Consider the following 21,440-nt stretch of genomic DNA (forward strand, 5'->3'; position numbering starts at 1 on the left):
GCCGGAGCTCGAGCTCCGGCCGGGGCCGCGGTGCGTGCGGAGGGCGGGTCAGGGCTTCCCGCCGTGCCCCCCGCCCCGCCGGCCGTCGTCGCGGCCGGCGTCCTGGTCGGCCACGAACGAGGCCACCCACGCCAGCGGCGCGTTCCAGTTGATCGTGATCTCGTTGGTCGACCACGAGCCGATGTCGTCGACGTAGCAGAACTGCGGCGCGCACCCGTCCGGGAACAGCGGCGCCGTGATCGGGTCACCGCTGGTGGCGGTGGGCGAGTACGGGCCGCCGGCCACCGTGCCCGCGGGCGGGTTCGGCAGCGACGGGTCGAGCTGGTGCGCGTACATCCGCGAGTGCTGGTTGCGCGAGTACACGTCGCCGTAGCCGGTGACGTAGGAGTTGTTCAGCGCGTTGCGGCCGAAGAGGTAGTCCATGCTGCGGACCACCCCGTCGCGGTACTCGTCGCGGCCGGTGAGGTCGAACGCGGTGCCCAGCACCTGCAGGTTGCTGAGGATCTGGGCGTTCGAGCCCCAGGCGTACCGGCCGTCCTCGGGGGCGTACGCCTGGCCGAACGGCTGGGCGGCCTGGTCGGCGAGGCGGCGGTCGGCGGCCTCGACCACCGAGCGCTGCACCGCGCGCAGCTCCGCCTTGTTCAGCTTGCTGGGGACGGTGGCCAGGTCCAGGCGGGCCATCGCGCCCACGTGGCCCCAGTCGAAGCCCTCGGCGGGGAACACGTCCGCGGTGTGGACGGGCGAGGAGAGGACGTCCTTGCGGAACCGCGCCTCGCCGGTGGTCAGGTACAGCTCGGTGGCCGCCCAGTAGAACTCGTCCGACACGTCGTCGTCGTCGTAGGGCCCGCTGCCCGGGTTGGGGTCCAGGGCCGCGTCCGGCGCCGGGGCGTACAGGTCCGGGGTGGCCTGCGCCGCCGCGTACGCGGTGCGGGCCGCGGCCAGCAGCCGCTTCGAGAACGCCTTGTCGTACGGGGCGAACAGGCGCGCGCCCTGCGCCGCGGTCGCGGCGACGTTGAGGGTCGCCGCCGTCGAGGGGCGGTACAGCACGCGCGGCTGCGGGTCGGTGGCCGGGTCCTGCGGCAGGCCGGTCCAGTTCACGTCGGCGACCTTGTGGAAGACCATGCCGGCGTGCTCGCGGCCCGGCTGGACCTGCATCTTGAGGAACCACTCCAGCTCCCAGCGCGCCTCGTCGAGCACGTCGGGCACGCCGTTGCCGGCCTCGGGGATGCTCAGCGTGCCGTCGGCCAGCGCCCGGCGGTCCGCGGTGGGCGCGTGCAGGCTGCGCTCGTACTGCTGCAGCAGCTGGCCCACGGAGATGCCGCCGTTGACGACGTACTTGCCGTGGTCGCCCGCGTCGTACCAGCCGCCGGTGACGTCGGTGGTGTAGTCGCAGGTCCAGGGCTCGTCGCCCTGGGCCACGAGCAGCTCCTGCGAGTCGTCGTCCAGGCTCTGGCACGGGACCGCGGTGTCGCCCTGGTTGGGGGCCACGCCGACGTGGCCGGCGGCGCGGCCGTAGCCGGGCGCGAGCTCGTCGGAGATCGGGGTGCCGCTGCGGTTGGTGTAGAAGAACGTCATCGCGTCGTCGCGCAGCCGCTCGTAGGCGGCCTCGCCGATGTCGAACGGGTGGCTGGTCTCGCCGTCGGCCACGAGCACGTACCCGGTGCCGGCCTCGGCGTAGCGGCCGAAGTCGACGGTGTGGACGTTGAGCCCGGCGCTGGGGTCGACCCCGCGCGGGGTGGTCCTGCCCTCGGCGACGACCTCGCCGGCCGCGTTCCTCAGCTGCCAGGGCAGCGGGCTCGTGGCGTCGGTGACCAGGGTGGCGCCCTTGGGCCCCTGCGGCAGGTACGCCTCCTGGTTCACCCGCACGCGCGGGCCGGTCTCGGGCACGTACGGCGGGCGCTCGGCGCCGCCCTCGAGCACGACGTCGTCCACGCACAGGGTGTACCCGACCGGGTTGACGATGTCCTGTTGGAAGGCGAGCTGCGCGTTCGGGTAGTCGCGCTCGGCGGTGAAGAAGTACTCGTGGGTGCCGAACGCCGTCTCGAAGGCGGGCTTGTCCGCGGGCAGGAACTGCTGGTAGTTGACGTCGGCGCCGCCCTGCACGACCACGCGCACCGGCCCGCTGGTGGCGGGGGTGCTGCGGGCGCGGAAGGTGAGCTTGTAGCTCTCGCCCGCGACGAGCGGGACCTCCTGCTGGATCGCCGCGCTGTAGGCGGCGCTGCCGGCGGGCACCGTGGTGCAGCCGGCACCGTCCTGCACCGAGGCGGTGGGGTAGATCGTCCAGCCGGTGGTGCCGTCGTCGAAGGTGCCGTTGACGATCTGGTCGGCGGCCTGTGCCGCCGTCGGGGCGAGCAGGAGACCTGCGGGGACGAGCAGTGCGGTGGCCGCGGTGATCGCGCGGGCGCGGCGCTTCCGCCGGGGGTGCGAAGGCACGGGTGTTCCCTCCTCATTGAGAGCGCTCTCAGAGCGCGTGGAGGAAGCCTCACCCGTCGGTCGCCGTCTGTCAATGCCGACGCACAGCCCGCACACCGCGTGCCCGGCCCGGCGCGGCGGCGCCCGGTCGCGGCGGTGCGGACCACCGCGACCGGGCGCCCGGGGCCCTCAGGCCAGGCCGTTGGCGGCCAGGAACTCCCGGGCCACGGACGCGCTGTCCTTCTTGTCCACCTGGACGCGGGCCAGCGCCTCGGTGAGGTTCTGCGTCGTCAGCTTGGCCGAGAAGGCGTCGAGCGCGTCGCTGATCGTCTGGTCGTTCTTCGAGGAGCGGATGAGCGGCAGGATGTTCTGCGCGAGGAAGAGGTTCTTCGGGTCCTGCAGGACCACGAGGTCGTTGGTCTCGATGGCCGAATCGGTGGAGAAGACGTTGCCGACCTGGATCGTGCCGTCGGTCAGCGCCCCGATGGTCAGCGGCCCACCGGCGTCCAGGGGGCGGAACTCCTTGAAGGTGACGCCGTACTGCTCCTCGAGCCCGATCAGGCCCTGGTAGCGCTCCTGGAACTCCGGGCCCGCACCGCAGACCAGCTCCCCGGCCACGGGGGCGAGGTCCTCGATGCTCGTCAGCGAGTACCGCGCCTGCGTGGCGGCGGTGACGGTGAGGGTGTCCTTGTCCTCGGCGGCCGACTGCTGCAGCGTCTCGGTGCCCTCGGGCAGGACGTCCTGGAGGGCGTCGTAGACCTGCTCGGGGCTGGAGACGCCCTGCGGGGCGCCGCCGTCGACGAGGGCGGCGAGCAGGGCGCCGTTGTACTCGGGCAGCAGGTCGATGGAGCCGTCCTGCAGCGCCTTGAGGTACACCTCGCGGGCGCCGATGTTGAACTTGCGCTGGACCTGCACGCCCTCGCCCTCCAGCACCTGGGCGTACATCTCGGCGATGAGCTCGCTCTCGGGGAAGTTGGCCGAGCCGATGATGACGGCCGAGGTCGAGGTGGAGCCGCCGCTGTCGGCGGTCTCCTGGGCCAGCGGGTCGCCGCCGCCGCCGCAGGCGGCCACGGTCAGGGTGGCGCCACCGGCGAGGGCGAGACCGAGCATGCTCCTGCGGTTCATCTTCGTGCCTTCCAGACGGTTCTTCTCGGGGGGTCCTGCGGGTCCTGCGGTCGGTGCGGGCGGTGCGCTGGTGCGGGTCAGAGGACCTCCGCGTCGAGGGGCGAGCCGGCCACGGGGCGCGCGGGGCGCGAACGCCCCAGGCCGCGACCGCTGATGCCCGGGGAGACGACCCGGCGCTGCACGAGGCCCAGCAGCAGGTCCAGCACGATCGCCAGGGCGGCGACGACGACCGCGCCGGCGACGACGCGGCCGTAGTCGTTGAGCGCGAGGCCGTCGACGAGCAGGCGCCCGAGCCCGGACAGGCCCGTGTAGGCGGCGACGGTGGCGGTGGAGACGACCTGCAGCACACCGGCGCGCAGACCGCCGAAGACGACCGGCAGGGCCATCGGCAGCTCCACGCGCAGCAGCACCTGCGACCCGCTCATGCCCATCCCCCGCGCGGCGTCGACCGCGCTCGGGTCCACCGAGCGCAGTCCGGCGTAGGTGGAGGTGAGGATCGGCGGCACGACGAGGACGACGAGCGCGATGAGGACGGGCAGGAACCCGATGCTCATGAGCGTCACGAGCAGGCTCAGCAACCCCAGCGTGGGCAGCGAGCGGCCGGCGTTGCCGGCGTTGATGGCCAGGAACGCCCCCCGGCCGGTGTGCCCGATGAGCATGCCGATCGGCAGGGCGATGAGGGCGCCGACCAGCACGGACAGGGCCGTGTAGCCGAGGTGGGCCAGCAGCAGGTGCGGGATGCTGCCGGTGACCGACCAGTCCCAGTGCGAGGCGTCGAGCAGGTACGGGGTGTCGTCCACGGCTCAGGACCTCCTCTCCGCCAGGCGCGTCCACGGGGTGGTGGCGCGCTGGAGCGCGACGATCAGCAGGTCGGCGACCGCCGCCAGCAGCACCGACAGCACGATCCCCACGACGATGGGCGCGGGGTAGGCCAGCTGCAGCCCGCGGGTGAACAGCGCGCCCAGGCCGCCGACGCCCAGCAGCGCCCCCACGCTGACCAGGGAGATGTTCGAGACCGCCGCCACCCGCAGGCCCGCCAGCACGACGGGCAGGGCCAGCGGCAGCTCGACCCCCAGCAGGCGCCGGGTGCGGGTGTAGCCCATGGCCGTGGCCGCCTCGGTCAGCGCCGGGTCGACCGAGCGCAGGCCGTCGGAGACCGTCCGCGCCATCAGCGCCACCGTGTAGATCGCCAGCGCCACGACGATGTTCACCGGGGACAGGATCCTCGTGCCCAGCAGGTAGGGCAGGGTCACGAAGACCGCCAGCGACGGGATCGAGTACACCAGCCCGGAGACGTTGAGCAGCGGCTGGTGGAGCCAGGGGAAGCGGACCCCCAGGTAGCCCAGCGGCAGCGCGACCACCGCGCCGATCAGCAGCGGCAGCACCGACAGCACGACGTGCTGCCCGAGCGCGTCGAGGACGGCGGCGTGGTTGCCGCGCAGGTACTCCAGCACCGAGTTCACGCCAGCGGCCCCCCGGAGGCGGCGGGCAGCGCCCGGCGCTGCTCGAGCACCTCGACGACGTCGCGGTGGTGGGCCAGGCCGGTGGCGCGGCCGGTGCCGTCGACGCGGACCGCGACGCCCACCGGGGAGGTGAGGGCGAGGTCGAGCACCGTGCGCAGCGAGTCGCCGGGGCCGAACGTGCCCGGCGGCCCGGCGGCACCCGCCGGGACCCCGGCACCCTCCCAGCCGAGCGGCCGGCCGGCCGCGTCCAGCAGCAGGACGGGACCGCCGGCCTCGTCGAGGGGGCGCACCCGCAGCCCCTCGGTGCCCTCGAACGACAGCCCGCGGTAGCCGCGGTCGCGGCCGACGAAGTCGCGCACGAAGGCGTCCGCGGGCCGCGTCAGCAGCTCGCGGGGGGTGCCGACCTGGGCCAGGTGCCCGCCCTGGCGGAACACCGCGATGCGGTCGCCGAGGACGACGGCCTCGTCGATGTCGTGGGTGACCAGGACGATCGTCTTGCCCAGCTCGGCCTGCAGGCGCAGGAACTCCTGCTGCAGCTGCCCGCGCACGACGGGGTCGACGGCGCTGAAGGGCTCGTCCATGAGCAGCACGGGCGGGTCGGCGGCCAGCGCGCGGGCGACGCCGACGCGCTGCTGCTGCCCGCCGGACAGCTGCGCGGGGTAGCGGTCGGCGAAGGCCGCGGGCAGCCCGACGCGCTCGAGCAGCTCGATCGCGGCCGCCCGCTGCCGGCGGCGGCCCAGCAGCCTCGGCACGGTCAGGACGTTGTCGACGACCGTGCGGTGCGGGAAGAGGCCGGCGTGCTGGATGACGTAGCCGATGCCCCGCCGCAGCGCGGCCGCGTCCTGCTCGCGCACGTCGCGCCCGTCCAGCAGCACCCGGCCGCCGGTGGGCTCGACCATCCGGTTCACCATGCGCAGCGAGGTCGTCTTGCCGCAGCCGGAGGGGCCGACGAAGACGGTGGTGCGCCCCGCGGGCAGTTCGAGGTCCAGGTGCTCCACGGCCACGGTGCCGTCGGGGAACTGCTTGCGGACGGCCTCGAACGTGATCACAGCGGCGGCTCCGTGGTTGGACCGCGACGCGCCGGGGCGCGCCGTCTGGCGTGCGGGTGGAGAGCTCGGGCGGTGGGCCGGGAGGTCGTGGGCGTGCCACTGTACGTGGCCCGTCCGACAGCTGCCCGGCTCGCCCCGCGGCCGGGCCGGGGCACGAGTGCAGCACCCGCCCGGGCGGTCCGCACCCGGAGCGCCCTCAGGCGCCCCAGCCGGCGGCGAGCAGCTCGCCCAGCCGGTCCAGGTCGCGGCCGTAGGGGCGGTCCAGCACGTCGTCGCCGAGCTGGTCCGCCACGGCGTCCAGCGCCGCGGTCGCCGCCGGGGCCAGCCCCACCAGCCCGCCGCGCAGCAGCCGCGCCCGGTGCACCGCCAGCAGCTCCACGGCCAGCACCTCCCGCAGGCCCGCGACGGCCTCGCCCGCGCACTCGGCGGCCTCCAGGGCGAAGCTCTGCACGTCCTCCTGCCCCAGCGAGGTCTCCACCGCACCGCTCAGCGCGGGCAGCGCGAAGCGGCGCAGCCGGTGCACGACCCCGACGGCGCGCTTGTGCACGGCCACCAGCCCCGCGTGCACGCCCGGCTGCGGGGACAGCTGCGGCGGCAGCCCGGTCTGGCGGGGGTCCAGCATCCGGTGGGTGCGCGCCGCGCTGGTGTCGGCCAGGTGCACCAGCGCGGCGACCAGGCCGTCCAGCCCCGCCGCCAGCTCGGTGCCCGCGAAGCCGGCGGTGCCGGTGAACGCGCCCTCCAGCAGGGCCGGGGAGTCGCTGACCCCCTCCAGCGCGCGGTCCACGGCCTCGAGCAGCGCGTCCAGGCGGCGCTGCGCCAGCGCCAGCGCGGGCGCGCCCACGCGCACCGACACCGGCGCCTGCAGGCCGTGCACGTCCCCGGCGGGGCGGTGGCTGCGCAGCTGCGCGGCCACCGCGGCGAGGACCTCGTCCCCGCGCGCGGCCGCCGGGTGCAGCGGGTCGTGGCTGGCGCGCAGCACCTCCGCGCTCGCCGCCAGCACCAGCGCGCCCTGGCGCAGCAGCAGCCGGGTGTCGGCGGCGCGCAGCAGCGCCAGCGCCGTCGCGACGGGGACGCCCTCCAGCAGGGCCACGCCCTCCTTGGCGCCGGGCTCGAACGGCGGCAGCCAGCCGCCCTCCAGGGTGTCGGCGCCGGTGCGCTCGCCGCCCAGGACGACCGCCCCCAGGTGCGCCAGGGGCACGATCTCCCCCGCCGCGCCGCTGCCGCGCGCCGGCACCCGCGGGTGCACCCCGGCCTCCAGCAGCGCGGCCAGGCGCCGGCACAGCTGCGGCGAGACGCCCGCCTCGGGGTGCAGCAGGGTGCGCAGCCGGACCGCGAGGACGGCCCGCACCTCGCGCCGCGGGAGCCAGGGCGCCGAGCCCACGGCGCGGCCGACGACGAGGTGCGCCTGGTGGCGGGCGCGGGCCTGCTCGTCGAGGGCGATGCCCGCCATCGCCCCCATGCCGGTGGTGACCCCGTAGACGGGACCGGAGGAGGCCAGCGCGGCCAGCGCGGCCGCGCGCGAGCGGGCGAGCCCGGCCAGCAGCCGCTCGCCGAGCTCGACGCCCTCCCCCGCCGCGACCGCCTCGAGCGCGGCGCGGTCCAGGTCGCCGGGTCCGTCCACGAGCACGCGCTGCTCCCCCTGCCCGGCCGCCGCCGCCCCGCCCGCCTCAGCCGCGGCCGGGCAGCGGCGAGCGCAGCCTCGACAGCGCCGGCGCGTGCAGCGGCGCCGTCCGCCAGGCGCCGTGGAACTCCCCGGTCCGCTCCTCCAGCCGCAGGTGCAGCCGGTGCGGGGTCTCGGCGAACACGACGTCCAGGCGCGAGGGGCTGCCCGAGACGGCCAGCGGGCCGGTGCCGGCCCAGCGGCCGCGCCCCACGGCCAGGCGCAGCTCCTCGCCGGAGTCGACGAGGACGACCTCCTCGCCCTCCACGCGCAGCGCGCTCAGCGAGGCCGGTTCGCTGCCCCGGGCCGGGCGGAACCCCCCCTGCGGCAGGTCCCCGCCCGCGTCGGGCACGGGCGGCAGCTGCGCGGCGGCCAGCCGCTCGCGCAGCGCCTGCTCGCGCTGCGCCGCGTCCGCGGGCAGCCGCGGGTCCGACAGCGCGGGCAGCAGGTGCTCCCAGACCGCCTCCAGCAGCGCCTGGGTGTCGGTGCTCTGCGAGGTGATCGCGACGACGGCGTCCTGCTCGGGCAGCACGAGGGCGAACTGCCCGTACGCGCCGTCGGCGCGGTAGCCGTGCCGGGAGCGCCAGAACTGGAACCCGTACCCCAGCTGCCAGTCGGCGTCCGGGTGCTCGGAGGTGTCCGCGTGCGAGCGGGTGGCCTCCTCGACCCACTCCCCGCTCAGCAGCCGCCCGCCCGCCCACAGCCCGCCCGCCAGGTGCAGCTGGCCCAGCGCGGCGACGTCCTCGGTCGTGGCGTGCAGACCGGAGAAGCCGATCTCGCGGCCGGAGCCGTCGCGCACCCAGCCGACCTCGCCGACGCCCAGCGGGTCGAGCAGCCGCGGCCGCAGGTACTCCACCAGGCCCTGGCCCGAGGCGCGCTGCACGATCGCGGCGACGGAGTAGGTGCAGGGCTGGTTGTAGCAGAAGAGCGTCCCGGGCTCGGCCTCCGGCGGCAGGCGCAGGAAGCCCCGCACGACGTCGCCGGAGGGGTCCTGCAGCGCCCGCTCGATCGTCTCCTCGCGGTGACCGCTGGCCATCGCGGCGACGTGGCGCACGAGGGTGCGCCGCGAGCGCTCGTCGGTCACGTCGGCGTCCAGCTCGGGGAAGTACGACAGCACCGGGGCGTCGAGGTCGACGAGCCCCTCGGCGACCGCGAACCCCAGGGCGGTGGCGGTGAAGCTCTTGCTCACCGAGTACAGCAGGTGCGGGCGCTCGGGCCCGTACGGCGCCCACCAGCCCTCGGCGACGACGGCGCCGTGCCGCAGCACCTGCAGACCGTGCAGCTCCACACCGGGCAGGGCCTCGACGGCGTCCAGGAACGCGTCGACGCCGCGCGCGTCCACCCCCTGCTCCGACGGGCTCGTGCGCGGCAGCCGGGTGCGCGGGCGGACCTCGGGGGCGGCTCCAGTGCTCACGGCGCCGACTCTACGACCGCGCCCGGGAAAGGCGTTGCGCTCCCCGCGCGCACCGGCGCAGCATCGAGGGGTCCTGGCGTCGAGACGAGGAGCGAGCGCGGTGCTCAGCTGACGTGCCCCGGTCCCCCGGCCCCCGCGCACCGCGCGGAGGTCACCGGCCCACGTCCCCAGGAGCCCCCGTGCCCGTCCGCACCACCCCCACGCCCGGCACCCCGCCCATCCCCACGCCCAGCACCCCGCCCATCCCCACGCCCGGCGCCCGGACCGCGGCCGGCACCGTCACCGCGCTGGTGCTGCAGCGGGTGCGCAAGGGCTACGACCACCTCGTCGTCCTCGACGAGGTCAGCACCGCCTTCGCCCCCGGCCTCGTCACCGGCGTCGTCGGCGAGAACGGCTGCGGCAAGTCGACCCTGCTGCGCCTGCTGGCCGGCACCGAGGCCCCCGACGCCGGCCGCGTGCTCGTCACCGCCGCCGGCGGCGTCGGGCACCTGCCGCAGGACGCCGGCGCACCGGCCGGCAGCACCGTCGGCGACGTCGTCGACGCCGCGCTCGCGGACCTGCGCCGCCTGGCCGCGCGCCAGCGCGAGCTGGAGGCGGCGATGAGCGCTCCCGGCCTCGACGTGGACGGCAGGGGCCCCGCCGACCTGCCCGCGCTGCTCACCGCGTACGGCGAGGCGCAGACCGCCTTCGAGCTGCGCGGCGGCTACGAGGCCGACGCCCGCGTCGAGCGGGCCCTCGCCGGGCTGGGGCTGGCGGGCCTGGAGCGCTCGCGGGCGCTGGCCACCCTCTCGGGCGGGCAGCGCTCGCGCCTGCACCTGGCGGCGCTGCTGGCGTCGGCGCCGGAGGTGCTGCTGCTGGACGAGCCGACCAACCACCTCGACGACGAGGCCGCCCGCTGGCTGGAACAGCACCTGCGGGCCCGCTCCGGGACCACCGTCGTCGTCTCGCACGACCGCGAGTTCCTCGACGCGGTCGCCGCCGAGCTGCTGGAGGTCGACCCCGCCCTCGACGGCGGCCTGCAGCGCCACCCCGGCGGCTACGAGGCCCACCTGGCCACCCGCGCCGCGGCCCGGCGGCGCTGGGAGGCCGCCCGCGCCGAGTGGGAGGAGCAGGTGCAGCGGCTGCGCACCACCGGCGACGCCGTCGCCCGCCGCGTCGCCCCCGCCCGCGAGCGCCCCGACGGCGACAAGATGGGCTACGACTTCAAGGGCGGGCGCGTGGAGGAGTCCGTGAGCGCGCGGGTGCGCGCCAACGCCGAGCGGCTGCGCCGCCTGGAGGCGGCCGAGGTGCCGGTCCCGCCGCCGCCGCTGCGCTTCGCCCTGCCCCCGGGGGCGGGGTCGGCGCGCGGGAGCCTGCGCGCCGACGGCGTGGCGGTGAGCGGCCGGCTGGCGAGCGTGGACGTGGACCTGGGCCGCACCGGCCGGCTGCTGGTCACCGGCCCCAACGGCTCGGGCAAGTCCACGCTGCTGGAGGTGCTCGCCGGCACCCTGGCACCCACGAGCGGCACGGTGCACCGGCGCGGGCGCACGGGCCTGCTGCGCCAGGACCCCGACGCGGGCGACCCCGGCCGGTCGCTGCTGGCGGCGTTCGCGGCCGGCCGGCGCGGCGGCGCCGAGGAGCACGCTCGCCGCCTGCTGGCCACGGGCCTGTTCGCGCCCGACCGGATCGGCACCGCCGTCGGCAAGCTGTCCACCGGCGGCCGCCGCCGGCTGGAGCTGGCCCGGCTGCTGACGGAGCGCCACGACGTCCTGCTCCTCGACGAGCCGACCAACCACCTGGCCCCCGCGCTCGTGGAGGAGCTGGAGGCCGCGATCGAGCAGTTCCCCGGCGCGGTCGTGGTCGTCAGCCACGACCGCCGGTTCCGCCGCCGCTTCCGGGGGGACGTGCTGGAGCTGGGCGGTGCGGCCTGAGGGCGGTGCGGTCTGAGGGCGGTGCGGCCCGAGGGGGGCCGCGTCCTCAGAAGAGGGCGCGCGCCAGCGCCTGGCGGGCCTTGACGACCCGCGGGTCGGAGGCCCCCACGACGCTGAACAGCTCCAGCAGGTGGGTGCGGGCGCTGTCGCGCTCCTCGCCGGCGGTGCGCTGGACCAGGCCGAGCAGGCGCGCGAACGCGTCCTCGACGTGACCGCCGGCGAGGTCGAGGTCGGCGACCACGAGCTGGGCGGCGACGTCGTCGGGCGCGTCGGCGGCCGCCGCGCGGGCGGCGGTGGCGTCCACGCCCTGCAGCCGGCGCAGCACCCCGACGCGGGCCAGGCCCTCGGTCGCCGCGCTGTCGCGGGGGTCCTGGGCGAGCGCCCGCTGCCAGGCGGCCGCGGCGGCGTCGAGGTCCCCGGTCTGCACGGCGGCCAGCGCCTCGGCGTGCAGCGGCGGCAGCGCGGGCTCGTCGGGGACCTCGGGGGCCTCGGCGGCCCCGCCCGCGACGCGGCCGGTGACGCCGTTGGCCTCGGCCACCCGCAGCACCTCCTCCAGCACCGGCCGGATCTCCTCCGCGCTCGGGTAGGAACCGGTGAACAGCGGGATGGGCTGCCCCTTGACGATCGCCGCCACCAGCGGGATCGCCCGGGCCTGCAGCGACTGCACGAGCGACTGCGCCAGCTGCGGGTTGGCCTGCGCGTCGACGCGGCCGAGCAGGAACGCGCCGGCGAACTCGTCGGCCAGGGACTGCAGGGCCTCGGCGCCCGTGTCGTAGCCCTCGGCCCACAGGTCCAGCACGACCGGGAACTCCACGGACTGCTGGACGACCTCGGTGAAGGTCTCCTCGGTCACGTCGACGACGAAGGGCGAACGGGCGGTCGCGGCCTCCGGGCCGGCGGCCGCCCGGCGGGCGACCTCCTCGCGGCGGGAGTTGCGAGCGGCGAGCGCGCCCAGGTCCACCGCTCCGCGCAGGTTGAGCTTGGCGCCGGGAGGAGTCGGCTGCTGAGTCATGGCCGGTACCTTCTCACGCACGCCCGCGCCGCCGCCGCGCGGATCACGCGGGCGCACCGGCCCCCGGGGCTCAGCGGGCCTGGGCCGAGACCAGTCCGCTCTGCGCGGCGACCACGGCCACCGTGCGCCCGCTGCCGGCCTCGCCCGGCGGCACCGAGAAGACGACGACCTCCTCGCGCACCACGCTCGCGCCCAGCGCCTGCTCGCGACCGGCCAGCGCGGCCAGCACCGGGTCCAGGCGCCCGCTGATCCCGTCCGGCGGCCCGTCCAGGGTCGTGCTCCAGCGGTAGCCGGCGACGACGAGGGCACCGCCGTCGCGGGTGCGCACGCCGAGCACCCCGTCCGCGAGCACCGTGCGCTCCTGGGTGAAGGTCCCGCCACCCGCCTCGATCGACGACCGCTCGCGGGCCACCGAGTCCGCCACGCCGCTGCGGTAGCCGTCGGGGGCGAACTGCCCGGCGAACTCGCTGTCCGCGCCCCGGGTCAGCACGTCGCCGTAGCGGTCGGCCACCTCCTGCGGGCTCATCGGCAGGTTCGTGCCCTCGTCGACGGCGACGGCCGCCACGCCGTCGGCGGGGGCGGCCAGGGTCGGCAGGCTCACCCCGGGCAGCAGCGAGGGCGTGGCCCAGACCTTGAAGGGCTCGCGGGCCGAGCCGGAGCGGAAGACGACGACCGAGGGCAGCTGGTCGGCGCCGCCGGCGCTGACGGTGGCGAACCAGCGCGGCCACTGCGCGCTGCGCGGCAGCACCGAGGTGATCGCCTCGAAGTCGTCGGCGCCGCCGGTGGCCGCCGGCGTCGCGCCCGCGGCGGCGACGGTGCGCGCGGCGGTGCGCAGGTCCAGCTCCGGGCCGGTGACCCGGGCGGCCAGCGCCTGCGGGTCGCCGGTGGCCGGGTCGGCACCGGCCCGCAGCACCTCGCTCGCCGCGGCGACGACGCGGGTGGCCTGCACGGGCTCGACGACCAGCGGCGCCCGGTCCCCGGCCGCGGGCGCGCTCGTCGCGGGCAGTTGCGCGCAGCCGCCGAGCAGCGCCGAGGCGAGGGCGCCGGCGAGCAGGGCGCGCACGCCCGAGCCGGTGGTGCCGCCGGTGGTGCTGCCGGTGGTGCTGCCGGTGCGCTTCACGCGCGCCTCCCGGTGCCGGGGCGGGCCGCCGCGCGCCGGGCGCGGCGGGCGGTGACGAGGACGCCGGCCACCCCGAGCAGGGCCGCGACGGCGCCGGCCACGAGCAGGGGGGTGCCGGCGGGGTGCTCGGCGGCGTCCCCCTCGGCCCGCCAGCGGAAGTCCACCCGCTGCGGGGCCGGCGCCGAGCCGTCGGTGGCGGCCAGGACGACCACCCCGCCGGCGTCGGCGAGGTCGTCGTCGCCGGCCGTGGACCAGGTGAGCTCGGCGCTCGCGTCGCCGGTGCTGGTCTGCAGCCAGATGTCCGCGGCGCGGGGGTCGGCGGCCGCGCCCTCGCCCTGCACGCGGGTGCGGGCGGCGGGCTCCTCCAGCGTCCCCGCCACGGCGGTCACCTCGGTGTGCCGGGCCTGCGCCAGCCACGCCCGGACGTCGACGGCGCGGGCGACGCCGACGAAGACGTCCGTGCCCGCGGGGGCGCTGGCGCGCACCCGGGCGGTGGGGCCGCTGAGCTCCAGCAGCCCGGGGGCGCTGACGACGGCGACGCCGGGGTCGGCCGACTCCTCGGCGACGTCGATGTGCGCGGGCGGCGCGAGGACCGTCAGCAGCAGGGCGCCGGCGACCGCGCAGCCGAGCCCGGCGACGAGCAGCAGCCGGGCGAGCAGGCGTCTCACGGGGTGGCGTCCTTCCGGGGGAACGGGCCGGGGCGGCGGTCCGGCCAGCCACCCTACGGGGTGCGCGCGCGGCCCCCGGCCCGCCCGGAGCGGCACCCGGACGGGTGAACCGGTGCGGGGGCTGCCTCGTGGTGGGGGTGCGGGAGCCTCCCGGAGGCTCCCGCCACGTCCCGTCGCACGTCAGGCCGCGACACCTCGTGCCCGCCCGCGGGACCGCTCCGCGGTCCCCTCCCGACGCAGAGGAACGACCATGACCACGACCGCCTCCACCACCCGCCCCCGGCTGTCCGGCCCCTCCGCGGTGCACGCCTCGGCCTCCGCGTCGGCGGGTCTGCTGCTGCTGCGCCTGGCCGTGGGCGCCCTGCTGCTCGTCCACGGCGTCCCCAAGCTGTCGAACCCCGGCGGTGCCACCGGGATGGCCGCCTCCCTGGGCGTGCCCGCCCCCGACCTCGCCGGCTGGCTGGTGGTCCTCGGGGAGGTCGGCCTGGGCGCGCTGCTCCTGCTGGGCCTGCTCACCCGCGTCGCCGGCGCCCTGCTCGTGCTGCAGATGGCGGGCGTGTGGCTGCTGGCGCACGCTCCGCAGGGCTTCCTCGTCGACGGTCAGGTCAACGGCGAGAACGCCCTGCTGTTCGCCGCCGTCGGCCTGCTGCTGGTCTCCACCGGCGCCGGCCGCTGGTCGGCGGACCGGGTGCTGCTGCGCCGCTGAGCGGCGCCCCCGGCCGCGGGCGTCACTGCCCGCGGCCGGCCTCGCCCTGCGCGCGCTCGACGGCGGCCTCCAGCCGCTCCAGCTTGCCGGTCATCTCCCCCGTGCGACCGGGGCGGATGTCGGCCTTGAGCACCAGCGAGACGCGGGGCCCGTGCCGGCCGACGGCCTCGCAGGCGCGGCGGACGACGTCCATGCACTCCTCCCACCCGCCCTCGATGGTGGTGAACATGGAGTCGGTGCGGTGCGGCAGCCCCGAGGAGCGCACGACGAGCACGGCGTCGGCGACGGCGGCGCTCACGCCGCCGGGGTCGCCCTCGGGCGAGGGACCACCGGACGGGGCGACGGAGAAGGCGACGATCACGCCTCGACGGTAGTGCCCGGCGGCCGGGCTGTCGCCGTGTCGGCGGCCCGCCGCCGGTGCGGTCGCGGATACCCTGCAGGGGCGCCGGGAGCGCTCCGCACGCCTGACGCACCACCCACGCACCACTCGACGCACAGCCCGGAGGTCCGCCGGTGTCCACCGACTCCAACGACGCGTTCAGCGTCGTCGTCCGCGGTTACGACCGCAGCCAGGTCGACGCCCGCCTGCAGCACCTGGAGGAGGCCCTCGCCGAGGTGCGCGCGCGCCTGGCGCAGCGCGACCACGAGGTGCAGCAGGTCCAGGCGGAGCTGGCGGACGCCCACAAGGAGCTGCGCGAGCACGAGAAGCCCTCGTACGCGGGGCTGGGCGCGCGCATGGAGAAGCTGCTGCGGCTGGCCGAGGACCAGTCCTCGGAGATCCTGCGCTCGGCCCGCCGCGACGCCGACCGGCTGCGCGAGGAGGCCCGCACGGAGGCCGCCGCCACCCGCGCCCAGGCCGACGACGACGCCCGCCGCCGCACCGGCGAGGCGAGCCGGGACGCCGAGGAGATCGTCTCCCGCGCCAAGGCCCAGGCCGACGGGATGGTCGAGGCCGCCCAGCGCACCGCGGCCGAGCTGACCGCCTCGGCCCAGCGCACCGCCGAGCAGCTGCGCGCCAGCGCCCAGCACGAGGCCGCGGAGCAGCTGGCGGCCACCGAGCGCCAGGTGACCGCGCTGCGCGCCCAGGTCGAGCGCGAGGTCATCGAGCTGCGCACCAGCACCGACGCCGCGGTCCGCGAGCAGGAGCTCGCGCTGGCCGCCGCCCGCGAGAAGGCCGCCGAGGAGGACCGCCAGCGCCTGGAGGTCGCCGCCGCCCGCACCGCGGCCCGCATCGCGGAGGCCGAGCAGCGCGCCGCCGCCGCCGAGGAGCGCGCCGAGGAGGCCGTGCAGGCCGCCGAGGCCATCCGCGCGGAGTCCGTCGCGCAGGCCGCGCTGCGCGCCGAGACCGCCCGCCGCGAGGCCGACGAGCTGCTGGCCGACGCGCGCGCCCGCGCCCAGCACGTCGTGGAGTCCGCCCGCGAGCAGGCGGAGCTGAGCCGGGCCAGCGCGCAGGCGCAGGTGGACGAGCTCATGCAGCAGCGCGACCAGATCACCGACCAGCTGGACGACCTGCGCGGGCTGCTGGGCCTGGCCCCGGAGCTGCCGGCGCGCTCGCTCGAGCACGAGGAGGACGCGGGCGGGCAAGTCGTGGACCTGTCCACCACCCGTGCCCAGCAGGCGGCCAGCGCCGGCTGACCGGCGCGGTCGCGCGCGCCGGCCGGCGCGCTCCTCAGGGCCAGGTCGTCGGCAGCGGGGACCTCGCCGGGTTCACCCGCGCGACGACCTCGTCGAGGACCCGGCGGACGGCGTTCTCGCCGACCCACAGGTGCTTGGCGCCCTCGACGCCGACGACCTCGGCCTGCGGCAGCGCGCGGAAGCGCTCGCGCGCCTCGTCGGGGCGCAGGAAGTCGTCCAGCTCCGGCACCAGGGCGGTGACGGGGCGGCCGGTCTCCCCCCACGCCCGCAGGTCCTCCGGGGTGGACCAGCGCAGCGGCGGCGAGAGCAGCAGCAGCCCCTCCACGAGCGGGTCGCGGCCGTGGACGAGGGCGAGGTCGGTGCCGAAGGACCAGCCCAGCAGCCACACGTGCGGCAGGTCGTGGAACTCCGCGAACTCCAGCGCGGCGGCGACGTCGTGGCGCTCGGCGCGCCCGGCGTCGAAGCTCCCGCCGCTGGTGCCGCGAGGGCTGGAGGTGCCGCGGGTGTTGAAGCGCAGCACCGCCAGGTCGGCCAGCGCGGGCAGCCGGTTGGCCGCCTTGCGCAGGACGTGGCTGTCCATGAAGCCGCCGGAGGTGGGCAGCGGGTGCAGGGTCACGAGCGTGGCGACGGGGTCGCGCTCGGCCGGCAGGGCGAGCTCGCCGACGAGCACGAGCCCGTCGGCGGTGTGCAGCTCGACCTCCTCGCGCCGGGCGGGCAGGACGGTGTCGGAGCGGATCTCAGGCACGCGCTGCCCCGGCGGCGGCGAACTCCTCGGCGAGCAGCGCGCCGAAGGCGTCGACGTCGGCGTCGGTGGTGTCGAAGCTGGCGACCAGGCGCACCTCGACCGCGTCCCCGCCGAAGGTGTCGTCCCAGACGTGGAAGGGCACGCGGGCGGCGGCGCGCTCGGCCACCGCGCGCGGCAGGGCGGCGAAGACGGCGTTGGCCTGCACCGGCCGCGTCACGCTCGCCCCCGCGGCGGTGACGACGGCGGCCAGCCGGGTCGCGGCGGCGTTCGCGGCCCCGGCGGTGCGCTGCCACAGGTCGCCGCCGAAGAGGGCCAGCAGCTGGGCGGAGACGAAGCGGGTCTTCGAGGACATCTGCATGGTCGGCTTGACCAGCCGCGCCAGGCCCGGCGCCGTCGCCGCGTCGCGCACGAGGACGACCTCGGCGAAGCCGCCGCCGTTCTTGGTCCCGCCCAGGCTCACCGCGTCCACCCCCAGGTGGGTGGTCGTCTCCCCCAGCCCGACGCCCAGGGAGACGGCGGCGTTGGACAGCCGCGCCCCGTCGACGTGGACCCGCACGTCGAGGCGGTGGCAGACGTCGACGAGGTCGCGCAGGTGCTCCAGGGAGTACGTCGTCCCGAACTCGCTGCTCTGGGTGAGGGTGAGGGCGCCCACGGGGGCGCGCATGAGGCTGCGGGCGGCCTCGACCGCGGGCTGCACGGCGCCCGGGTCGACCAGGCCGTCGGTGCTCGGCAGCGGCACGACCTTGGTGCCGGCCACGTGCTCCAGGCCGCCGGCCTCGTCGTGCAGCACGTGCGCCTGGTCGCTGGAGAGCACCGACTCCCAGCGCCGGGTCAGCGCCTGCAGCGCGGTGACGTTCGCGCCGGTGCCGGTGAGCACGACGGCGACCTCGGCGTCGGCGCCGAAGTGGCCGCGCAGGCTCTCGGTGAGCGCGGCGGTGTAGGGGTCGGCCCCGTAGCTGGCGACGTGGCCGCCGTTGGCGGCCGCCAGGGCCTGGAGCACCTCGGGGTGCATGCCGGCGGCGTTGTCGCTGGCGAAGCCGCGCACGGCCGGGTCGTGCAGGCGGGCCGGGCCGGTGGTCGGGACTGTGCTCGTCACCGGGGCAACGTAACCCGTGGCCGCGCGGCCCGTGCGCTCACCAGCTCCCGCGCCGGCCGCGGGAGGCGAAGCAGGAGCGGTGCCAGTGCCGGCGCTCGCTGGCCCCGTCGGCGGGGCTGAAGGTGCCCCGCGAGGGCCAGACCACCAGGTGCGGCACGCCGGGCGGGATCTCCTGGGCGCAGCCGGGGCAGCGGTAGGTCTTCGTGGAGGTGGTGCCGCGCAGCTCGCGCACGACCCAGTCGCCGTCGGGGCCGGAGACGGTGCGGTCGACGCCGGCGCCGAGCGGGAGCCGCGGCGGCGGGTCGGGGCGGCGGCGGTTCGCGCGGGGCACGCCCCCATGCTCCCAGCAGCCGCCGTCCCGGCACGGGCAGGCCGTGACCGGGGGACGCGACCGGGCGCTGCCGCGGTGGTGTCCCCTCCACACCACCGTGGCCGCGCCCGGTTCGAGCGGTACTCGTCGCGGGACGCCGTTTCGTTACAGGGGACCACCACCCCCTTCCGGGGGCCACGGTGCGGCGCCCGTCGTGGTCGGGGACGGGCCCGGCCTCTCGTAAGCTCGGCCCCCGTGCGCCTCGTCATCGCCCGCTGCTCCGTCGACTACGCGGGGCGGCTGACCGCCCACCTGCCGCTCGCGACGCGCCTGCTCGTCCTCAAGGCGGACGGCAGCGTGCTGGTGCACTCCGACGGCGGCTCGTACAAGCCGCTGAACTGGATGAGCCCGCCGGCCCGGCTGACCGTCTCCGTGCCCGACGAGGACGCGCGCGAGGCGGGCGTGCAGGAGACCTGGACGGTGCAGCACACCAAGACCGACGACCGGCTCGTGGTGTCGCTGCACGAGGTCCTGCACGACTCCGAGCACGACCTCGGCGTGGACCCGGGGCTCGTCAAGGACGGCGTGGAGGCGCACCTGCAGAAGCTGCTGGCCGAGCACGTCACGACGCTGGGCGAGGGCTGGTCGCTGGTGCGGCGCGAGTACATGACGGCCATCGGCCCCGTCGACATCCTCGCCCGCGACGCGCGCGGTGCCGCCGTGGCGGTCGAGATCAAGCGCCGCGGCGACATCGACGGCGTCGAGCAGCTCACCCGCTACCTGGAGCTGCTCAACCGCGACCCGCTGCTGGCGCCCGTGACCGGCGTGTTCGCCGCGCAGGAGATCAAGCCGCAGGCGCGCACGCTGGCCACCGACCGCGGCATCCGCTGCGTGGTGCTGGACTACGACGCCTTGCGCGGCATCGACGACGTGGACGCCCGGCTGTTCTGAGCACCCAGCAGGGCCTCGGCGCGCGCCCGGCGCACCGCCGTGCGCTCCGCGCGCTCGGCCGCCGCGGCCTCGGGCCCGTCCTCGACCTGCAGCACGCGGTGCAGCTTGGTGACCCGCAGCAGCCGCAGCGCCGGCAGCGGCACCCCGGTGAGCACCAGGCGCCGGTCGCAGCGCTGGGCGCGCCGGTGCGCGCCGACGAAGACCCCGAGCCCCGTGGCGTCGGCGACGACGATGCCGTCGACGTGGACCACGAGGTCGCCGGAACCGGCGTCGACGGCCGCGTGCAGCGACGCGCGGACGTCCGGCACGGTGTGGACGTCGAGGCGCCCGCCCACGTGCAGGACCTGCCCGGGCACCTCCACGCGCAGCACGGTGCCCTGGCCGGGCGCCGTGCGGGCGGCCCTGCGGGCCACCACGTCGTCCGCGGCGCTGGGCGGCGCGGACCGTTCAGCGATCTGGATCGTCATCTGTTCCTCCCCCGAGGACGCCGGTCCGATCGAGCGATCATCACCGGTGTGACGCAGCAGACGTCCGATCGGTTGCACCAGGTGACGGGTGCTTCCGCCGAACAGCCACTGCATGCACACTCTGCCACCGGCCGGTACCGCAGAGTGGTGGTTTCTGCTCGCCGTTGCCGGACGGTGACCTGCTCCTCCCGTCCCGTCGCACCGGCCCGCGGGCGGGGCGGGCCCCCGACACGCCGTCGCCCCGTGGCGCTCCGGCGCAGGCTGAGGACACTGTGGGCATGACCTGGGGCAGCTACCACTACGCGCTCGGCCCGACCATCGCGCTCGTGGTGGTCGGGGTGCTCGTGCTCCTGCTGCGCTGGACGTTCTCGCACGGGCGCTCCCTCGTCGAGCGGCGGCCGCAGCAGGGCACCAGCGAGGAGTACGGCCTGCTCGAGGTCGTCTCGGCCCCGCCGACCTTCGTCGAGGCCGAGGTGCAGCGGCGCACCCTCACCGACGCCGGGATCCGCGCCACCCTCGCACCCACCACCGAGGGACCGCGCGTCATGGTCTTCCCCGACGAGGCGGGCCTGGCCCGGCAGATCCTCGCCGGGCCGGGGCCGCGGTGAGCGGGCCCGCGCCCGCTCCCCCGCCCGGGCGCCCGCCCGGCGTCCCGGACGCGCAGGTGCTGCTCGCCGCGGCGCGGGCGGTGGCCGCCGAGGACGAGGAGCGCGCCGGGGTCGCGACGTACCTGGCGCTGGAGGACCTGGCGCGGGGGGACCTGCGCGTGGCCGGGGGCGCGGCGGCCACCGCGCACGGCGGCGGCGGGGACGACGCGCGGCTCGCCTCCCGGCTGGCCGCCGCCTGGTCGGTGCTCGCCGACGCCGACCCCGCCGTCACGGTGCAGGACGCCCTCGCCGTCCTCGCCGACCTGGAGCTGCGCCCGGTCCCCGCCCCGGCGCCCGCGAGCCCGCCGGCCTCCCTGGCGGCCTGGCGGCCCGCGGGCTGGCGGGTCCCCCCGCGCGCCGAGCGCGACGCGGAGGCGGCCCGGGTGCACGAGGCCGTCGTCGGCGGGCGGGTGCTGCGGGTGGTCAACCACCACGACACCCCGCTGGCGCGCCGCGAGGAGCTGCGCGCCGAGCTGCACTGGTACGCCGAGCGCTTCGCGCCCGTGACCGCCGCCGACGTGCACGCCCACCTGGACACCGGCCGCTGGCCCTCGCAGCGGCCGGGCGTGCTGCTCGCCTTCTACGACGGCTTCGCCAGCGCGGTGGAGTGCGCGGCCCCCCTGCTGGAGGAGACCGGGCTCGTGGGCTGGTTCTACCCGCCGACGGCCTTCCTCGACGTCCCGGTGCACCAGCAGCGCGCCTTCGCCCGCGCCCACGAGTACGGGGTCCTGGAGCACCCGCCGGGGCGGCTGGCGATGACCTGGGACGACCTCGCGGCCCTGGCCGAGCGGCACGAGGTGTGCGCCCACACCGCCACCCACGCGGCCTCGGCCGACGTCCGCTCCCCCGCCCGGGTCGCCGACGAGGTGCTCGAACCCCTGGCGCGGCTCACCGAGGTCACCGGGCGCCCGCCCGCCGCCTGGGCGTGGCTGGGCGGGACGCCCTTCGACGCGCTCGCCCCCGGCGACCGGGCCGTGGCCGCCGCCGGGGTGCGGCTGTGGACCTCCAACACGGCCCTGACCCGCCTGCCGGCGCCGCCGGCCGCCTGAG

General features: G+C 77.2%; 20 protein-coding genes and 1 pseudogene. 6 read left to right on the forward strand and 15 right to left on the reverse strand.

Annotated elements, in window-relative coordinates; translation table 11 throughout:
• Positions 1 to 48: 48 nt before the first annotated feature.
• From ACRYM2_RS06660 to ACRYM2_RS06690, 7 genes are all read right to left on the reverse strand, one after another.
• Entirely contained in the window at positions 49 to 2,433 is a 2,385-nt protein-coding gene (locus ACRYM2_RS06660) for a glycoside hydrolase family 9 protein (protein WP_432520857.1), read from the reverse strand.
• A gap of 168 nt (positions 2,434 to 2,601) precedes the next feature.
• Positions 2,602 to 3,537, reverse strand: a complete 936-nt coding sequence (locus ACRYM2_RS06665; RefSeq protein ID WP_432520859.1) for an ABC transporter substrate-binding protein — start codon at positions 3,535 to 3,537, stop codon at positions 2,602 to 2,604.
• A 77-nt stretch (positions 3,538 to 3,614) separates the two neighbouring features.
• Positions 3,615 to 4,337: an ABC transporter permease gene (locus ACRYM2_RS06670; RefSeq protein WP_432520862.1), complete on the reverse strand. Its 723-nt coding sequence runs from the start codon at positions 4,335 to 4,337 to the stop codon at positions 3,615 to 3,617.
• 3 nt (positions 4,338 to 4,340) lie between these two features.
• Positions 4,341 to 5,000 (reverse strand): ABC transporter permease, encoded by a 660-nt coding sequence (locus ACRYM2_RS06675; RefSeq protein ID WP_432520864.1) that lies wholly within the window; start codon positions 4,998 to 5,000, stop codon positions 4,341 to 4,343.
• Entirely contained in the window at positions 4,997 to 6,049 is a 1,053-nt protein-coding gene (locus ACRYM2_RS06680) for an ABC transporter ATP-binding protein (protein WP_432520866.1), read from the reverse strand. Before ACRYM2_RS06680 ends, ACRYM2_RS06675 begins: the two co-directional genes overlap by 4 nt.
• Positions 6,050 to 6,245: 196 nt before the next feature.
• Positions 6,246 to 7,676: an aromatic amino acid ammonia-lyase gene (locus ACRYM2_RS06685; RefSeq protein ID WP_432520868.1), complete on the reverse strand. Its 1,431-nt coding sequence runs from the start codon at positions 7,674 to 7,676 to the stop codon at positions 6,246 to 6,248.
• 40 nt (positions 7,677 to 7,716) lie between these two features.
• Positions 7,717 to 9,123, reverse strand: a complete 1,407-nt coding sequence (locus ACRYM2_RS06690) for a serine hydrolase domain-containing protein (RefSeq protein WP_432520870.1) — start codon at positions 9,121 to 9,123, stop codon at positions 7,717 to 7,719.
• A 290-nt stretch (positions 9,124 to 9,413) separates the two neighbouring features.
• Between ACRYM2_RS06690 and ACRYM2_RS06695 the strand changes: the two genes are divergently transcribed.
• Complete coding sequence (locus ACRYM2_RS06695) at positions 9,414 to 11,033, forward strand: ABC-F family ATP-binding cassette domain-containing protein (protein ID WP_432520975.1); 1,620 nt, start codon at positions 9,414 to 9,416, stop codon at positions 11,031 to 11,033.
• A gap of 46 nt (positions 11,034 to 11,079) precedes the next feature.
• On the opposite strand, the gene ACRYM2_RS06700 is transcribed toward ACRYM2_RS06695, so the two are convergent.
• The 3 genes from ACRYM2_RS06700 to ACRYM2_RS06710 form a co-directional block, all read right to left on the reverse strand.
• Positions 11,080 to 12,045 (reverse strand): co-chaperone YbbN, encoded by a 966-nt coding sequence (locus ACRYM2_RS06700; RefSeq protein ID WP_432520873.1) that lies wholly within the window; start codon positions 12,043 to 12,045, stop codon positions 11,080 to 11,082.
• 70 nt (positions 12,046 to 12,115) lie between these two features.
• Positions 12,116 to 13,165, reverse strand: coding sequence for a DUF8094 domain-containing protein (locus ACRYM2_RS06705; RefSeq protein WP_432520874.1), 1,050 nt, complete (start codon positions 13,163 to 13,165; stop codon positions 12,116 to 12,118).
• The gene (locus tag ACRYM2_RS06710; protein WP_432520876.1) at positions 13,162 to 13,833 is read right to left on the reverse strand and encodes a hypothetical protein; all 672 of its coding nucleotides are present in this window, start codon (positions 13,831 to 13,833) and stop codon (positions 13,162 to 13,164) included. Before ACRYM2_RS06710 ends, ACRYM2_RS06705 begins: the two co-directional genes overlap by 4 nt.
• A 250-nt stretch (positions 13,834 to 14,083) precedes the next feature.
• Between ACRYM2_RS06710 and ACRYM2_RS06715 the strand changes: the two genes are divergently transcribed.
• The gene (locus ACRYM2_RS06715) at positions 14,084 to 14,539 is read left to right on the forward strand and encodes a DoxX family protein (RefSeq protein WP_432520879.1); all 456 of its coding nucleotides are present in this window, start codon (positions 14,084 to 14,086) and stop codon (positions 14,537 to 14,539) included.
• Positions 14,540 to 14,561: 22 nt separating this feature from the next.
• Here ACRYM2_RS06715 and ACRYM2_RS06720 read toward each other — a convergent pair whose 3' ends face one another.
• Positions 14,562 to 14,900: a thiamine-binding protein gene (locus ACRYM2_RS06720; RefSeq protein WP_432520881.1), complete on the reverse strand. Its 339-nt coding sequence runs from the start codon at positions 14,898 to 14,900 to the stop codon at positions 14,562 to 14,564.
• A gap of 152 nt (positions 14,901 to 15,052) precedes the next feature.
• On the opposite strand from ACRYM2_RS06720, the gene ACRYM2_RS06725 reads away from it, so the two are divergent.
• Positions 15,053 to 16,174 carry a coiled-coil domain-containing protein gene (locus ACRYM2_RS06725; protein WP_432520884.1) on the forward strand — a complete coding sequence of 374 codons (1,122 nt, stop codon included), beginning with the start codon at positions 15,053 to 15,055 and terminating at the stop codon, positions 16,172 to 16,174.
• Between the two features lie 34 nt (positions 16,175 to 16,208).
• Here ACRYM2_RS06725 and ACRYM2_RS06730 read toward each other — a convergent pair whose 3' ends face one another.
• From ACRYM2_RS06730 to ACRYM2_RS06740, 3 genes are read right to left on the reverse strand one after another with little or no spacing between them, the layout of a single operon-like run.
• The gene (locus ACRYM2_RS06730; protein WP_432520886.1) at positions 16,209 to 16,919 is read right to left on the reverse strand and encodes an alpha/beta hydrolase; all 711 of its coding nucleotides are present in this window, start codon (positions 16,917 to 16,919) and stop codon (positions 16,209 to 16,211) included.
• Entirely contained in the window at positions 16,912 to 18,015 is a 1,104-nt protein-coding gene (locus ACRYM2_RS06735; RefSeq protein ID WP_432520889.1) for a threonine aldolase family protein, read from the reverse strand. The genes ACRYM2_RS06730 and ACRYM2_RS06735 overlap by 8 nt, the downstream gene beginning before the upstream one ends.
• Before the next feature lie 37 nt (positions 18,016 to 18,052).
• Positions 18,053 to 18,346 carry an Rv1322 family protein gene (locus tag ACRYM2_RS06740; RefSeq protein ID WP_432520891.1) on the reverse strand — a complete coding sequence of 98 codons (294 nt, stop codon included), beginning with the start codon at positions 18,344 to 18,346 and terminating at the stop codon, positions 18,053 to 18,055.
• Between the two features lie 234 nt (positions 18,347 to 18,580).
• Here ACRYM2_RS06740 and nucS point away from each other — a divergent pair, with 234 nt between their 5' ends.
• Entirely contained in the window at positions 18,581 to 19,276 is a 696-nt protein-coding gene (gene nucS, locus ACRYM2_RS06745) for an endonuclease NucS (protein ID WP_432520893.1), read from the forward strand.
• Between the two features lie 50 nt (positions 19,277 to 19,326).
• On the opposite strand, the pseudogene ACRYM2_RS06750 reads toward nucS, so the two are convergent.
• A pseudogene (locus ACRYM2_RS06750) lies at positions 19,327 to 19,644 on the reverse strand (STAS domain-containing protein); the annotation flags it as partial.
• Positions 19,645 to 20,021: 377 nt separating this feature from the next.
• Here ACRYM2_RS06750 and ACRYM2_RS06755 point away from each other — a divergent pair.
• Together ACRYM2_RS06755 and ACRYM2_RS06760 are read left to right on the forward strand one after the other, a co-directional pair.
• Positions 20,022 to 20,351 (forward strand): hypothetical protein, encoded by a 330-nt coding sequence (locus ACRYM2_RS06755; RefSeq protein WP_432520895.1) that lies wholly within the window; start codon positions 20,022 to 20,024, stop codon positions 20,349 to 20,351.
• Positions 20,348 to 21,439, forward strand: coding sequence for a polysaccharide deacetylase family protein (locus ACRYM2_RS06760; protein WP_432520898.1), 1,092 nt, complete (start codon positions 20,348 to 20,350; stop codon positions 21,437 to 21,439). The genes ACRYM2_RS06755 and ACRYM2_RS06760 overlap by 4 nt, the downstream gene beginning before the upstream one ends.
• Position 21,440 lies beyond the last annotated feature (1 nt).

This window comes from Kineococcus aridisoli (assembly GCF_050871885.1).
Classification (GTDB): domain Bacteria; phylum Actinomycetota; class Actinomycetes; order Actinomycetales; family Kineococcaceae; genus Kineococcus.